The organism is Tyzzerella sp. An114 (assembly GCF_002161055.1).
Taxonomy (GTDB): Bacteria; Bacillota; Clostridia; order Lachnospirales; family Anaerotignaceae; genus Fimicola; species Fimicola cottocaccae.
Genome location: NZ_NFLT01000002.1, coordinates 145,619 through 159,861, shown reverse-complemented (window position 1 = coordinate 159,861; position 14,243 = coordinate 145,619). Strand labels below are relative to the sequence as shown.

14 protein-coding genes are annotated in these 14,243 nt (G+C 31.5%); 3 read left to right on the top strand and 11 right to left on the bottom strand.

Annotation, left to right across the window (positions count from 1 at the left end; genetic code table 11):
• The first annotated feature begins 31 nt into the window (after window positions 1-31).
• Window positions 32-574, top strand: a complete 543-nt coding sequence (locus B5E58_RS02575; RefSeq protein WP_088108124.1) for an NADH peroxidase — start codon at window positions 32-34, stop codon at window positions 572-574.
• Window positions 575-724: 150 nt separating this feature from the next.
• On the opposite strand, the gene atpC is transcribed toward B5E58_RS02575, so the two are convergent.
• The 8 genes from atpC to B5E58_RS02535 are packed head-to-tail and all read right to left on the bottom strand — an operon-like array spanning window position 725 to window position 6,875.
• Entirely contained in the window at window positions 725-1,126 is a 402-nt protein-coding gene (atpC, locus tag B5E58_RS02570; RefSeq protein WP_088108123.1) for an ATP synthase F1 subunit epsilon, read from the bottom strand.
• Window positions 1,127-1,138: 12 nt separating this feature from the next.
• Window positions 1,139-2,527 carry a F0F1 ATP synthase subunit beta gene (gene atpD, locus B5E58_RS02565; protein WP_088108122.1) on the bottom strand — a complete coding sequence of 463 codons (1,389 nt, stop codon included), beginning with the start codon at window positions 2,525-2,527 and terminating at the stop codon, window positions 1,139-1,141.
• A 30-nt stretch (window positions 2,528-2,557) separates the two neighbouring features.
• The gene (gene atpG, locus B5E58_RS02560) at window positions 2,558-3,424 is read right to left on the bottom strand and encodes an ATP synthase F1 subunit gamma (RefSeq protein WP_088108121.1); all 867 of its coding nucleotides are present in this window, start codon (window positions 3,422-3,424) and stop codon (window positions 2,558-2,560) included.
• Window positions 3,412-4,935, bottom strand: coding sequence for a F0F1 ATP synthase subunit alpha (gene atpA / locus B5E58_RS02555; RefSeq protein ID WP_088108120.1), 1,524 nt, complete (start codon window positions 4,933-4,935; stop codon window positions 3,412-3,414). The genes atpG and atpA overlap by 13 nt, the downstream gene beginning before the upstream one ends.
• Complete coding sequence (gene atpH, locus B5E58_RS02550) at window positions 4,932-5,444, bottom strand: ATP synthase F1 subunit delta (RefSeq protein ID WP_088108119.1); 513 nt, start codon at window positions 5,442-5,444, stop codon at window positions 4,932-4,934. Before atpH ends, atpA begins: the two co-directional genes overlap by 4 nt.
• Entirely contained in the window at window positions 5,441-5,926 is a 486-nt protein-coding gene (atpF, locus tag B5E58_RS02545; protein ID WP_088108118.1) for a F0F1 ATP synthase subunit B, read from the bottom strand. Before atpF ends, atpH begins: the two co-directional genes overlap by 4 nt.
• Window positions 5,927-5,939: 13 nt before the next feature.
• Window positions 5,940-6,164 carry an ATP synthase F0 subunit C gene (gene atpE / locus B5E58_RS02540; protein ID WP_088108117.1) on the bottom strand — a complete coding sequence of 75 codons (225 nt, stop codon included), beginning with the start codon at window positions 6,162-6,164 and terminating at the stop codon, window positions 5,940-5,942.
• 24 nt (window positions 6,165-6,188) lie between these two features.
• Window positions 6,189-6,875 (bottom strand): F0F1 ATP synthase subunit A, encoded by a 687-nt coding sequence (locus tag B5E58_RS02535; protein ID WP_088108116.1) that lies wholly within the window; start codon window positions 6,873-6,875, stop codon window positions 6,189-6,191.
• Window positions 6,876-7,231: 356 nt separating this feature from the next.
• On the opposite strand from B5E58_RS02535, the gene B5E58_RS02530 reads away from it, so the two are divergent.
• Window positions 7,232-8,227, top strand: a complete 996-nt coding sequence (locus B5E58_RS02530) for a LacI family DNA-binding transcriptional regulator (RefSeq protein WP_088108115.1) — start codon at window positions 7,232-7,234, stop codon at window positions 8,225-8,227.
• A gap of 44 nt (window positions 8,228-8,271) precedes the next feature.
• Here the strand turns inward: B5E58_RS02530 and B5E58_RS02525 are convergent, their stop codons facing one another.
• Window positions 8,272-8,907 carry an endonuclease III domain-containing protein gene (locus tag B5E58_RS02525; RefSeq protein WP_088108114.1) on the bottom strand — a complete coding sequence of 212 codons (636 nt, stop codon included), beginning with the start codon at window positions 8,905-8,907 and terminating at the stop codon, window positions 8,272-8,274.
• A 320-nt stretch (window positions 8,908-9,227) separates the two neighbouring features.
• Between B5E58_RS02525 and B5E58_RS02520 the strand changes: the two genes are divergently transcribed.
• Window positions 9,228-10,742 (top strand): 4Fe-4S dicluster domain-containing protein, encoded by a 1,515-nt coding sequence (locus B5E58_RS02520; protein WP_088108245.1) that lies wholly within the window; start codon window positions 9,228-9,230, stop codon window positions 10,740-10,742.
• A gap of 42 nt (window positions 10,743-10,784) precedes the next feature.
• Here the strand turns inward: B5E58_RS02520 and B5E58_RS02515 are convergent, their stop codons facing one another.
• A complete protein-coding gene (locus B5E58_RS02515) occupies window positions 10,785-13,391 on the bottom strand; it encodes a response regulator (RefSeq protein WP_088108113.1) in 2,607 nt (868 codons plus the stop codon).
• Between the two features lie 125 nt (window positions 13,392-13,516).
• A complete protein-coding gene (locus tag B5E58_RS02510) occupies window positions 13,517-14,230 on the bottom strand; it encodes an N-acetylmuramoyl-L-alanine amidase family protein (protein WP_088108112.1) in 714 nt (237 codons plus the stop codon).
• Window positions 14,231-14,243: the final 13 nt, after the last annotated feature.

The window sequence follows — 14,243 nt, the reverse complement described above, 5'->3', positions numbered from 1 at the left end:
AATATATATTTTTTTAAGGAGGAAATTAATTATGAAAAAATTTGTTTGTTCAGTTTGTGGTTACGTTCATGAGGGAGATTCTGCTCCAGAAAAATGTCCAGTTTGTGGCGTTGGTGCTGACAAATTCAAAGAACAGGCTGGAGAATTATCATGGGCAGCTGAGCACGTTGTAGGTGTTGCTCAGGGTTCAAGCGAAGACATCATGGCTGACTTAAGAGCTAACTTTGAAGGTGAATGTACAGAAGTTGGTATGTACCTTGCAATGGCTCGTGTAGCTCATAGAGAAGGTTACCCAGAAGTTGGTTTATACTATGAAAAAGCTGCTTGGGAAGAAGCAGAACACGCTGCTAAATTTGCTGAATTATTAGGCGAAGTTATCACAGATTCTACAAAGAAAAACCTTGAACTTCGTATCGCTGCTGAAAACGGTGCAACAGCTGGTAAATTTGACCTTGCTAAGAGAGCAAAAGCTGCTAACCTTGACGCTATCCATGACACAGTTCATGAAATGGCTAGAGACGAAGCTCGTCACGGAAAAGCTTTCGAAGGTCTTTATAACAGATACTTCAAATAAGATTTACAAAACTCTCATAGTAAATAATTACTAGACATATTATTCTATATTACAAACGTACTCAATACGGTTCACTATATGTGAACCGTATTTTTATATGTTCATAAACAATAAAAACAACAGTCTTTTTTTATGACTGTTGTTTTTATTTTATCTCTGTGTAACTTTAAGACGAGCCATAGCCCTTGCAAGAGCAGCTTTAGAATAATAATATTCCTTCATACTTTGCTTTTGTCTAAGTCTCTCCTCTGCCCTTTCCTTGGCAAGTTTTGCACGTTTTATGTCTATTTCCTCTGGAAGTTCTGCTGTATCAACAAGGAGTATAACATAATCAGGCATAATTTCAACAAATCCTTCACTGACAGCAGCTTTATGCCACTGTCCATCAACCTGAAATCTAAGTTCTCCAGAATTTATTGTTGTTACAGTGCTTTCATGACCTGCCATTATTCCAAGACTTCCATCAATGGCAGGTATTATGAGTTTTTCGCAAGGACCACTATAAAATTGTTTATCACTAGCTACAATTTTTAAATCAAAAGTCTTTTCCATAAATACACGTCCTTACTGTATATTTTTAGCCTTTTCAATAACTTCATCTATTGTTCCAACCATAAAGAAGGCTTCCTCTGGATATTCATCCATTTCACCGTCAATTATGGCTTTAAATCCCCTTATTGTCTCAGAAAGAGGAACATATTTGCCTTTTATACCTGTAAAATTTTCAGCTACTGAGAAAGGTTGTGACAAGAATTTCTGTATTTTTCTAGCTCTAAAAACACTAAGTTTATCATCTTCATCAAGTTCTTCCATACCAAGTATAGATATAATATCCTGAAGTTCTTTATATTTCTGTAAAAGCTCCTGAGTTCTTCTTGCAATATTATAATGTTCTTCCCCTACTATATCTGGCTCAAGTATACGAGATGTAGACTCAAGAGGGTCAACAGCTGGATATATACCTTGTTCGACAATCTTTCTTGAAAGAACTGTTGTTGCATCAAGATGTGCAAATGTTGTTGCTGGAGCTGGGTCTGTAAGGTCATCGGCTGGAACATATACAGCCTGTACTGATGTTATAGAACCATTTTTTGTTGATGCTATTCTCTCTTGAAGTGCACCTACATCATTTGAAAGTGTTGGCTGATAACCAACAGCAGAAGGCATACGACCTAAAAGAGCTGAAACCTCAGAACCTGCCTGTATAAATCTGAATATATTATCAATAAATAAAAGTACATCTCTGTGTTCCTTATCTCTGAAATATTCAGCCATAGTAAGACCTGTTTGTGCAACTCTCATTCTTGACCCTGGTGGCTCATTCATCTGTCCAAAAACAAGGGCTGTTTTCTCAATAACTCCTGACTCTTTCATTTCATGCCAAAGGTCGTTTCCCTCTCTTGAACGTTCACCTACACCGGTAAATATAGAATAACCACCATGTTCAGTAGCTATATTGTGTATAAGCTCCTGTATAAGAACTGTTTTACCAACACCAGCACCACCAAAAAGACCTATTTTCCCTCCCTTTGAATATGGTGCTAAAAGGTCTATAACTTTTATACCTGTTTCAAATATTTCAACAGCAGGACTTTGTTCATCAAAACTTGGAGGGTCTCTATGAATTGACCATTTTTCTGTCCATTCTTTTTCTTCTTCTCCATCTATCGTGTCACCCTGCATATTAAACATTCTTCCAAGAACACCCTCACCAACAGGGACTTTTATAGGTTCTCCTGTGGCTGTAACAACGTGTTTTTTAGAAAGTCCTTCGCTTGATGCCATCATTATACATCTTACAACATTTCCGCCTATATGCTGGGCAACTTCCATAACTGCTGTTTTTCCATTAAATTCAACTGTAAGAGCATCTTTTATTGCTGGAAGATTTCCGCTTTCAAACTCAACATCAACAACAGGCCCTGTTATCTGTACAATTTTTCCTGTTTCCAATTTTATTTCCTCCTTTCTATATTAAAAACATTAAATATTCTGACTTCCGCCTACTATTTCATTCATTTCCTGTGTAATAGCAGCCTGTCTTGCCCTATTATATTCAAGAGACAATTTTGCAAGCATTTCATCTGCACTTTTTGTTGCTGCGTCCATTGCCATCATTCGACTATTCTGTTCACTGGAGAAAGACTCAATAAGTGCTCCAAAAACAAGACCTCTTACATAATTAGGTACAAGATGGTTCATAACAACATCAACAGAAGGCAAAAATTCTGTTGTCTGTTTATATTTATCATTTTTAGACTCCTCAAAAAGATGACTTTCAAGAGGTAAAACTTTCATTATTTCCGGCTGTGATTTAACAGGTGATATACTTCTTGTATATATTAAATATATATCGTCAAGGTATCCTTTTTCAAAAAGATATATAAGAGACTCCGAAATAGCTCCAGACCTATGTATATTAGGCTTCTGTGCTGTATATAAAAATTCTTCATCTACCTGAAGACCTTTTTTTGTAAAATATCTTCTTCCCATTTCACCAACAACAAATAGTGTATTGTTATCATTCTTTGAAATATGTTCCTCTGCCAATTTCAAAACATTATGATTATAAGAACCACAAAGGCCTTTATCTCCTGTTATAACAAGATAACCGGCATTTCTAACTTTTTTGTCTTTTCTTTGGTCAAAAAATTTATTTTCAAAAGAAGGTGTGTGCTCAACTACGGCAGATATAGTTGACTCTAAAAGTTCAAAATATGGAGCTGTCTCATCATGGCGTTTTTTTGCTTTTTTAAGTTTTGATGAGGATATAAGATACATTGCATTTGTTATTTTTCTTGTATCTTTAATACTTTTAATTCTATCCTGAATTTCTTTTATGCTTGCCATAATCCTTTCACCTGCTCTTTATATTCCTTAGCACCACTTAATATTTTTTCTTTTAATTCATCTGAATACAATCCTGTTTCCATTATATTGTCACATATTTCAGGGTATGTATTTTCAAAATATGTCAAAAGTCCCTTTTCAAAATCCTTAAGTTTTGACTCAGGAATATCCATCATTAATTTATTTTCAGCTACACATAAAACTATAATTTGTTCATAAAGTTTCATAGGTCTACATGTAGGCTGTTTCAATATCTCAATAAGAGTTTTTCCATATTTAAGTAACTCTTTTGTTGAAGGGTCAAGGTCTGAACTAAACTGTGTAAAGACTTCCATTTCTCTATATTGAGCTAAGTCTATACGAAGACTTCCTGACACTTTTTTCATAACTTTTGTCTGTGCAGCTCCACCAACTCGAGAAACTGAAAGACCTACATTTACAGCTGGTCTTACACCAGAGAAGAAAAGGCTACTTTCAAGGAAAATCTGTCCGTCTGTAATAGAAATAACATTTGTAGGAATATATGCTGAAACGTCTCCTGCAAGAGTTTCTATTATAGGAAGGGCTGTCATTGAACCGCCACCATTTTCTTTATTAAGATGACAAGAACGCTCCAAAAGTCTTGAGTGAAGATAGAAAACATCTCCCGGATAAGCTTCTCGTCCTGGCGGTCTTTTAAGAAGAAGTGAAATTGTACGGTAAGCAACAGCATGTTTTGAAAGGTCATCATAAACTATAAGTACATCTTTACCTTTCTTCATAAAATATTCACCTATTGCAGTTCCTGAATAAGGTGCTACATACTGTAAAGGTGCTGGGTCACTGGCTGGAGATGAAACTACAACAGTGTAATCCATAGCACCATATTTTGTAAGTGTAGTCACAAGATTTGCCACTGTTGAGGCTTTCTGACCTATACCTACATATATACATATAACGTCTTGACCTTTTTGGTTAAGTATTGTATCTATGGCTATTGATGTTTTACCTGTTTGTCTATCACCTATAATAAGCTCTCTCTGTCCTCTACCTATCGGGAACATTGAGTCGATAGCAAGTATACCTGTTTGAAGTGGTTTATTTACAGGTTCTCTTGATATAATATCCGGTGCTTCCTGTTCTATATTTAAAAATTCGTCTGTCTCAAAATTACCTTTTCCGTCTATTGGCATTCCAAGAGCGTCTACGACACGTCCAATAATACCTTCACCAACATTAACTCCAGCTCTTCTTTTAAGCCTATAAGCCTGTGAACCTTCTTTTATTCCAACATCTGAACCGAAAAGAATACAGCCCACAGTTTTTCTCTCTATTTTTTGAACCATGCCTTTTATATCATTATCAAACATTATAATTTCACCATACATGGCATCTTCAAGACCGTATACAGTTGCTATTCCATCTCCAACTTGTATAACTGTTCCTGTTTCTTTTACACTTGTTTTTACTTCAAAATTATTTATCTCCTCTTTTAACACAGAAACTATTTCTTCTGGTTTTAGACTGTTCATCTTTTCACCCCCTGTATTAATCTTTTTCTGAGCATTTCAAGACTATTTTTGACACTTCTGTCATACTGTTTGTCTTTACACTGAACCATAATTCCACCTAAAAGAGTTTTATCCTCTTTAAGTTCTATTTTAAAATCCTTTTTATTTTCCAAATTACAAAGCATATTTTTTATAGCTTCTATCTGTTCATTATCTGGCATAGTTGAATAATAAAGTGTAGCTTTTCCCATACCCTGTTTTTCAAAATATAAATCGTCAAAAGAATTAAAAATATCAAACAATATATCAGCTTTTCCATTGTCACAGACAACATCAATAAAACTTTTCATTTTATCATTAAATATTCTATCTGTTACAGAATGTTTATCATGTTTTGATATGGCAGGATTACAAAGACATTCAAATAACATATTATTATTAATAAGAATATTTTTACATTCCTTCACATCATCAATATTAATATTCTGCTCCATAAGTGCTTTTGCATAAATTTCAGATAACTGTGTCAATGGGCTTCACCTGCCTCCGATATAAATGCATCAATCATTCTTCTATTGTTATCATCATCAATTGACTTTTCTGCAATTTTTTCTGCTGCCATTATTACAAAGTCAGTTGTATTAAGCTGTAACTCTCTCAATGCTTTTTGTTTTTCATCATTCATTGATTTTTCTGCATTTTTTATTATAATTTCAGCGTCATTTTTAGCTGTGTCAATTATTGAATTATATTCTTTTTTAGCTGTTTTTTGAGCTTTTTCTATAATTTCATCTGCTTCAGCCTTAACATTACTTATAGTTTCCTCATAAGATTTTTTAAGACTTTCTGCATCTTTTTCTGCTTTTTTAGCATTATCAAGAGAAGTATTTATAATATCTTCACGTTTTTTTATAATTTCATTTACAGGCTTAAAAAGAAAACGCTTTAAAACAAAATATATCAAAGCCAAATCTATAAAAGTCCATAAAATATTAAGATTTAATGTAAGCATAAGGATTACCTCCTTATTTCAAGAACATTATAATAAGTATAGCGATAACAAAACCATAAATGGCTGTTGATTCTGCAAGGGCACAACCTAAAAGAAGAATTTTATTTATATCGCCTTTTGCTTCCGGCTGTCTTGCAACAGCTTCTGCTGCTTTAGATGTAGCTATACCAATACCTATACCTGCTCCGGCACATGCAAGAACTGCAAGACCTGCTCCAACTGCTATTAAACCCATAATAAATTCCTCACTTTCAAATAAATATTATTCAATAGACTCTTTTATAAATAATGATGTCAAAAATACAAATACATAGGCCTGTATAAGACCATCAAATAAATCAAAATAAAAATTAAATGGTATCGGAACGATAACCGGTATAATAAGTTTTACAAGTTCTACAACAACAAAGCCTCCAAGTATGTTTCCAAAAAGTCGCATACATAATGAAAGAGGTCTTATAAATATTTCAAGAACATTTAAAGGTGCTACAATAGCCATAGGCTCTGCAAAACCTTTTATAAACTTCTTTGTTCCTTTAAATTTTACACCGGCATACTCTATAAGAAATATACTTACAATAGCAAGTCCCGCTGTAACATTTAAGTCTTTTGTAGGAGGAACAAGCCCAAAAATACCTATCAAATTTGAAAATCCTATGTATATTGCCATAGTCTCAATTATAGGTATAAAAACTTTTCCTTCCTCTCCCAATATACCTTTAAAAAAGCCATTCATTCCATCAACAGCAGTTTCAATAATAATCTGTCTTTTTGTTTCCGGAATAACTTTAAGGTTTCTGGTAAATATAAAGCATATAACAGCTAATGCTGCAATTATAATCCAGGTTACAACAGCAGACTCAGGAACCGGAATGCCTCCAAAAATAGGTATTGTAAAACTTATTTTACAATTTAATTCCTGAATAAGCTCCTGCGATAATGCTTCCATTATTTTTTCACCTGCCTTACATATAATTTATTTAAACGTTTAAATTTCATGTAATAAAGTTTAACTTTAAAAAACATTATTGTCAAGTTAAAATAATTACAATTATTTATGTTTTAGGAAACAAAAAAATTCTATATTATTTTATAATAAAGTTATATTAAATTTGTAAAAATAAAAAACTATATAAATTTCAGACATAATATATAGTTTTACACTATTATTTTTGTATATAATATATAATTTATTATACTTTTTAAAATCAATTGACATTTTTATACTCCGTTATATAATAGTTTATAGAATATATTTATTTTATATATGAAATTTAAACGTTTTAAAAAATAATTAACAAGGAGGTGATTATTATTTATCAAAGAGCTACCATTAAAGATGTAGCTGCAAGAGCCGGAGTCTCAACAGCTACTGTTTCAAATGTTATAAATAATAATAACAATGTTAAAGAACATACAAAAGAAATTGTATTAAAAGCAATAAAAGAACTTAATTATCATCCTGACAGAGTGGCACAAAGTTTTAAAACAGGCAAAAAACAAGTTATAGGTCTTATAGTCCCTGATATAAGTAATAGTTTTTTTGCTTCATTAATAGAAAACATAGAAGCTGTACTTCAAGAAAAAAATTATCAAGTTTTAATAGCTAACACTCACGAAAATATAAATAATGAAATTGAAAGTATAAGAATGTTTACATCAGGTCTTGTTGATGGTCTTATAGTTGCCTCATCTACAACAGAATACAAAGAACTTGAAACAATTTTACCTAAAAACAGTAAAATTCCTATTGTATTTCTTGAAAGGTCGGTAAATGATTGTCCTTTCGACTCTGTAATGATATCTGATTATGATGCAGTACGTCAAAGTGTTGAGTATCTTATATCTAAAGGACATAAAAAAATAGGCTTCATATATGGTATAACAACAATAAGTCCTGCTATTGAAAGACTTAGAGCATATAAAGACGCACTTGAAAAAAATGGTATAGAATTTAATAAAAAATATATAAAAGATGTTCCAAATCATTCTTTTGAAGCCGTTGATAGTCTTGTAAAAAATGGTTGTTCAGCTATTATAGCAGCAACAAATAAAGTTACAATTGACACCATACTATATTTTTTAAATAATGATATATCAATAAAAAATCAAATACAGTTGACAGGATTTTTAAATGATGATTACTCATCAATAAATATTACAAATATGCTTTTAATACTTCACCCTATAAAAGAGTTAGCTAATCACTCAGTAAGACTTCTTTTTAACAGAATGGAAAATCCTGATAGTTCTATTAAAAATACTATACTTTTAAGCAGATTTGCAAAGCCTCAAAACTAAAAAACAGTCTTTCAGTTATATAAAAATAACCGAAAGACTGTTTTTTAAATACCAGCTTTAGCACATATATCCTCTAAGCAACATTTATCACAATAAGGCTTTGTTCTCGCTGTACAAACATCACGACCATGAAAAACAAGTCTATGACAAAAATCACTTCCCTCTTCCGGAGGAATTATATCCCAAAGAGCCATTTCAACTTTTTTAGGCTCTTTTATTCCATCAACAAGACCTATTCTATTTACAAGTCTTATACAGTGAGTATCTGTAACTATGGCAGGTTTTCCGAAAACATCACCCATAATAAGATTAGCACTCTTTCTTCCAACTCCCGGAAGTTTTAAAAGTAAATTAAAATCATCAGGAACCTTTCCATTATACTCATCTCTTAAAACCTTCATACAAGCACTAATATCTCTAGCTTTACTTTTTCCAAGACCACATGGTCTTACAATTCGTTCTATATCCTCCACATCAGCCTCAGCTAAAGAATTTAAGTCTGGATAATATTTATATAAATCTTGCACAATTATATTAACTCTTTCATCAGTACATTGAGCAGCTAATCTTACACTTACAAGAAGTTTCCAAGCATCATCATAATCCAATGTACATCCTGCATCAGGATATTCTCTTTTTAATCTCTCTATAACTTCAAGAGCAAGTTCTTTTTTTGTCATAAAAATCTCCTTTCAATTAAAAATTTTAACTAAAATATAATTTAGATTATTATATCATAAAAATCAACATATAAATTTATACATTAAAATTATATTCTTTGCAACCAAACAACAATAATTTTTATTAAAAGTACACTGTATACTATTAAAATTTTACATATTTTTAATACCTATATGTACACTATTTATTACTAATTATTTTTTTTCTGAACAAATTTTACATTGTAAATTTTATTAAAAATTACTTTTATATTTTAGGTTGATTGTGCTTTTTATTTCTTATATAATGGACTTCGAGAGGTGGTATTTAAATGAGTGATATGAGAGGAATTTATAACTCAGTAACAGACATAAGAAGAAAAGTATTTACAGAAATAGCTAGACTTGCCTATGAAGGTGGAAACTATGCAGAGAAAATAGAAGCTTTGCCTTATAAAATCCTTCCAGGTGAACAGGCTAAATATCGTGATTCAATTTTCCTTGAACGTGCCATAATTGGTGAGCGTTTACGTCTCGGAATAGGTCTTCCACTTAGAAGAATGGACGAGCATGCTCCATTAAGCACAGGAATTGAAAAAAGTGCAATAGCAGAAAAATATTATGATGACCCATTAATTAATATTATAAAATTTGCTTGTAACGCTTGTCCAGAAAAGAAAATTGAAGTAACTTCTACATGTCAGGGTTGTCTTGCACACCCTTGTGTTGAGGTATGTCCAAAAGATGCAATACATATTGTAAATGGAAAATCTGTAATTGACCAGGAAAAATGTATTAAATGCGGAAGATGTGTTGATGTATGCCCATATCATGCAATCAACAAACTTGAACGTCCATGTGCTTTAAGTTGCGGAATGGACGCTATAAAATCAGACGCTCTTGGACGTGCTGAAATTGATTATGATAAATGTGTATCTTGTGGAATGTGTCTTGTAAACTGTCCATTTGGTGCGATTGTTGATAAAGGTCAGATTTTCCAGACAATACATGCAATGAAAACAGGAAAAGAAGTTATTGCTGCAATAGCTCCTGCTTTCGTAGGTCAGTTTGGCCCTACTGTTACACCTGAAAAAGTAAAAGGTGCATTAAAAGCTTTAGGTTTTGCCGATGTTGTTGAAGTTGCAATAGGTGCAGACCTTTGTACAGTTGAGGAAGCAGAAGACTTCCTTGAAAAAGTTCCTGAAAAACAGCCATTTATGGCAACAAGCTGTTGTCCTGCATGGTCTGTAATGGCTAAAAAACTTTTCCCAGATTTCAAACCATATATTTCAATGGCACTTACACCTATGGTACTTACAGGTCGTCTTATAAAGAAAAACAAACCTGATGCAAAAGTTGTATTTATAGGACCTTGTGCTGCTAAAAAACTTGAAGCTAGCAGAAAGAGCGTAAGAAGTGATATCGACTTCGTTTTAACATTTGAAGAAGTTATGGGTATGTTTGAAGCTAAAGGAATTGACCTTCCTCAGGTTGAAGCAGATACACCATTTGCAGAAGGAACTGCAAATGGTCGTGGATTTGCTGTAAGCGGAGGAGTTGCCGCTGCTGTAAAACAGTGTATACAGAAAAAACACCCAGACAGAGAAGTTCTCATTGACTCAGCAGAAGGACTTAAAAACTGTAAAACAATGCTCATGATGGCTAAAGCTGGAAAACGTAACGGATACCTTCTTGAAGGTATGGCTTGTCCTGGAGGCTGTGTAGCTGGTGCTGGAACACTTCAGGCTGTTATGAAATCAAGCAATCTTGTTAAAAAATACACTGCTGAAGCTGAAAAGAAACTTGCTTTTGAAAGCGATTATCTTGACAACTTAGACCTTTTAACAAAAGAATAATAAACAAAAAGACTGTATGAAAATCATACAGTCTTTTTTTATTTATTTAATTACTTTTGATATTTTTTCAAAAACTTCTTTTAAATCTATTGGTTTACTTATATGACCATTCATACCTGCTTTAATACTCTTTTCCATATCATCAGAAAAAGCATTTGCTGTCATTGCTAATATAGGAATATTTAAAGCATCTTTTCTATCCATTGAACGTATAATTTTTGTTGCCTCATACCCGTCCATAACAGGCATCTGAATATCCATAAGAATAAGGTCAAAATATCCTGGTATAGAATTTTCAAATTTTTCAATGGCTTCTTGTCCATTATAAGCAGTTTCCAAAACAGCACCTGTAACTCCCAAAAGTTCCACAGCAATTTCACTATTTAATTCATTATCTTCAACAATAAGAAATCTCTTTCCCCTAAAATCACATGATAATTGATCTTTGTTTAAATCATTTGAAGCTTGTCCACTACGAATTTCAGAAAGTACATTTGTTAGAGTAGACTCAAATAAAGGTTTTGATATTATAACATCCACTCCTGCTTTTTTACTATTTTCTTGAATATCAGAAGCATCATAAGCAGTCATAAGAATTATAATTGGAATTTTTGATATAGAAGATTTTTTAATACGTTTTACAGTCTCAATACCATCTATAAAAGGCATTTTCCAATCTATAATACATATATCATAACTATGTTCTTCATTTTGAGCTTTTTCTACTTTAGCAACAGCCTCATAACCATTATCTGTAATATCAACATCAGCTCCAAGTTTATTAAGAAGTAATTTTGTATGAGCTAAAGTATCATCGTCGTCATCAGCCACAAGAACTTTAAGTCCCTTAAAATCTTCACAAGATTTTTTATCATTTTTAACTATACCAAAAGGAAGTATTACAGTAAATGTTGTTCCTCTGCCAACTTTACTTGATACAGATATTGTTCCATTCATAAGTTCTGTAAATTTCTTTGAAATTGAAAGTCCTAAGCCTGTCCCACCATATACATGGCTAACATTTGAATTTTCCTGTTCAAAAGCCATAAAAACTTTATCATAATTTTCTTTTGCAATTCCACAACCTGTATCAATAACCTCAAATTTAAGCCAAATCTCATTATTGTCAGAGCTTGTTTTTGTTATACGAAGTGTAATTTTACCGCCTTTAGGTGTAAATTTTAAAGCATTTGAAAGTAAATTCATAATTATTTGATTTAAACGTAAAGAATCCCCATAAAGATTTTCGTCTATATCTCCAACAAAGACTATTTCAAAATCAATATCTTTATCCTTTGCTTGATTATAAATGACATTATTTAAAGACTCCATAAAAACTTTAAAATCAAAATTATCACGTTTTATCTCAATACGACCACTTTCTATTTTTGACATATCAAGAACATCATTTATAAGAACTAAAAGATGTTTTGATGACATATTTATTTTTCTTAAACAATCTGTAATTTTACTGTCATTTCCTATATTTTGTAAAGCAATCATAGTCATACCTATAATTCCATTCATAGGTGTACGTATCTCATGGGACATTCTTGAAAGAAATTCACTTTTTGCTCTATTTGCTTGTTCAGCTTTAATCATAGCTTGTTCAAGTTCTTTTTGAGTATTTATCATAGCTGTTTCATCTGTAAGTACAGATATAAAACGTTCTTCATTGTCATCATATATTCTATATGTCTGTAATGCAAATATTTTTTCTTTATTTAACATAGGGTGATTATAATGGAATATAGTGTTCCAATAAGTTTCACCTTCAGTATTAAAAAGCTGACGTATATTTTCTCTATCTTTCTCATCAATATAATCAAAAAGAAGTGCTGGCGAAACATCTTTAGGATTTGGAGCAAAACCAAGTATTCTTTCTGCATTTTGAGAAATATAATTTCTTTCAGGATTGTTTAATTCATTTATCATAAATATATGGTCTATATTTCGTGAAAGTAAATCAAAAAGCTGATTTTGATTTTTAAGCTTTTTAGTTTGCACTTGTAAAAGATATTTATATGTGAAAAATACAACTAAAACAACAATAAACATAAGACATGACATAAACATAGAAAAAACACATGACTTTTCAGCCTCAGAATAAAAATAGTCAAATTTATTTTTAGCATAGTCAAGTATACCTGAAAGCTGTAAATCAAACTTTTCATTTACTTCATTAATATGTTTTGTATTGTAATATACAATTTCAGCTTCACTTCTCTCATCATCAGCTACATATTCAAGAAACTCTGAATATGCATCTTTCATTTCTTTAAGTGAATTTTTAAGGACATAAACATCTTCTTTTTCACCAAGATAATTTTCTTCTATTGATACAATCTGTAAATCAATATCATCATAAAATACTTTAACTCTGTCTCTTACATCATTAACAACATCTAGAGTATTTATATTTTTAAGCTGTTCAAATGTTATTCTTACATTATCTATATCATTTTGTATATTTCTTCCTGCATCAAGAACTTTAAAAGGGTGATTTCTTATATCATTAAGCCTGGACATAAGATTTTTTACACTAAATATTGATAAAAAAAGAAAACATACAAGGAGTCCAATTAAAATAACACCTGATATAGTCGAAATCTTTTGAATTTTTAAAAGTTTATCTTTTTCATTGTTCATAAGCTCATACCCTCTTAATAATAATATTTAACTATATTTATTTTATCACGAAGATAAAAAAGCTACAATTAAATTAAAAAAAACACAAAAAATAAGGGCTCTAAAAAAAGAGCCCTTAAAAATAACTATATCATAGCTTCTGCAAGCCTTATTATCATACTCTCAGCAAATTTATAAAACTGGAGATATTTCATTGTATTATCATCAAAAACACATTTTTTCTGTATAATATTCAAAGCCTCATCAATAGTCAATAATACTTCCTCCTTGTCAATGGCAAAATACTGTAAAATTCCTTCTGCTATGGCATTACCAACTTTTTTTCTATATTCATAACTTCTCAAAAGTTCTGCTTCTTTTTTATTAGTCATAAAACCACACTCTAAAAGCACTGCTGGCATTTTTGTGTATTTCAATACATAAAAATCTTTCATTGCCTTTATACCTCTATTTTTAAGACCGGTGGCAGCTATACATTTGTTATGAATACATTCTGCAAATTTTACATTATTACTGTTATCAAAAGAATATATATATGTCTCAAATCCATTTGCATCATTCCAAGAGTCACCAAAAGCATTTGCATGAACACTGATATATATATCAGCTTTTTTTTCGTTAGCCATGTCAACTCTTTTTTTCAAAGATACATCAGTTTTTTCAGAAGCTACATATATAACATCTATATCATATTTTTTTAAAAATTCACCAGTAATTTTTACAACTGCTTCATTGAATTCATTTTCTTTCATAAAACTTCCATCATTAAAAAGAGGTGTTCTTTTTCCAGGTGTTTCTGTGCCATGACCATCATCAAGGGCTACTTTTATTTTTGCCATTCACATCACCCTT

What these genes read in the sequence shown, in the direction of transcription:
- B5E58_RS02575 (WP_088108124.1), top strand. Translation starts at nt 32, where the DNA reads ATGAAAAAATTTGTTTGTTCAGTTTGTGGTTACGTTCATGAGGGAGAT.
- atpC (WP_088108123.1), bottom strand. Translation starts at nt 1,126, where the DNA reads ATGGAAAAGACTTTTGATTTAAAAATTGTAGCTAGTGATAAACAATTT.
- atpG (WP_088108121.1), bottom strand. Translation starts at nt 3,424, where the DNA reads ATGGCAAGCATAAAAGAAATTCAGGATAGAATTAAAAGTATTAAAGAT.
- atpA (WP_088108120.1), bottom strand. Translation starts at nt 4,935, where the DNA reads ATGAACAGTCTAAAACCAGAAGAAATAGTTTCTGTGTTAAAAGAGGAG.
- atpF (WP_088108118.1), bottom strand. Translation starts at nt 5,926, where the DNA reads ATGCTTACATTAAATCTTAATATTTTATGGACTTTTATAGATTTGGCT.
- B5E58_RS02535 (WP_088108116.1), bottom strand. Translation starts at nt 6,875, where the DNA reads ATGGAAGCATTATCGCAGGAGCTTATTCAGGAATTAAATTGTAAAATA.
- B5E58_RS02525 (WP_088108114.1), bottom strand. Translation starts at nt 8,907, where the DNA reads ATGACAAAAAAAGAACTTGCTCTTGAAGTTATAGAGAGATTAAAAAGA.
- B5E58_RS02520 (WP_088108245.1), top strand. Translation starts at nt 9,228, where the DNA reads ATGAGAGGAATTTATAACTCAGTAACAGACATAAGAAGAAAAGTATTT.
- B5E58_RS02515 (WP_088108113.1), bottom strand. Translation starts at nt 13,391, where the DNA reads ATGAACAATGAAAAAGATAAACTTTTAAAAATTCAAAAGATTTCGACT.
- B5E58_RS02510 (WP_088108112.1), bottom strand. Translation starts at nt 14,230, where the DNA reads ATGGCAAAAATAAAAGTAGCCCTTGATGATGGTCATGGCACAGAAACA.